Origin of the sequence: Cupriavidus consociatus, assembly GCF_017814975.1 — a bacterium.
Lineage (GTDB): Bacteria > Pseudomonadota > Gammaproteobacteria > Burkholderiales > Burkholderiaceae > Cupriavidus > Cupriavidus consociatus.
Genome location: NZ_JAGIQA010000209.1, coordinates 1 through 271 on the forward strand (window position 1 = coordinate 1; position 271 = coordinate 271).

Consider the following 271-nt stretch of genomic DNA (forward strand, 5'->3'; position numbering starts at 1 on the left):
GCCCAGTCCAGCAGCGGATTGCTCTCCACCGCCTGGGCGATCTCAAGCTCCAGCTCGGTGGTGGACATCTGCAGCAGCTTGATCGCCTGCTGCAGCTGGGGCGTGAGCACCAGCTGCTGTCCCAACGATGTCTGCAGCCGAGTCTTCATACCTGTGCCGAAAGGATGGAAAGTGCCCGGGTGCCCGCCGTCACAGCTTGAACGAATCCCCAAGGTAGACGCGGCGTACGTCGGCGTTGTCCAGGATCGCCTCCGGCGAGCCCTGGGCCAGT

At 64.2% G+C, this 271-nt stretch carries 2 protein-coding genes; both read right to left on the bottom strand.

Annotated elements, in window-relative coordinates; all coding sequences use genetic code 11:
• A partial coding sequence (locus J8I82_RS38115; RefSeq protein WP_209765823.1) for a hypothetical protein occupies positions 1-149 on the bottom strand: 149 nt, incomplete at its 3' end.
• A gap of 40 nt (positions 150-189) precedes the next feature.
• A complete protein-coding gene (locus tag J8I82_RS39940) occupies positions 190-270 on the bottom strand; it encodes an ABC transporter ATP-binding protein C-terminal domain-containing protein (RefSeq protein WP_431831620.1) in 81 nt (26 codons plus the stop codon).
• Position 271: the final 1 nt, after the last annotated feature.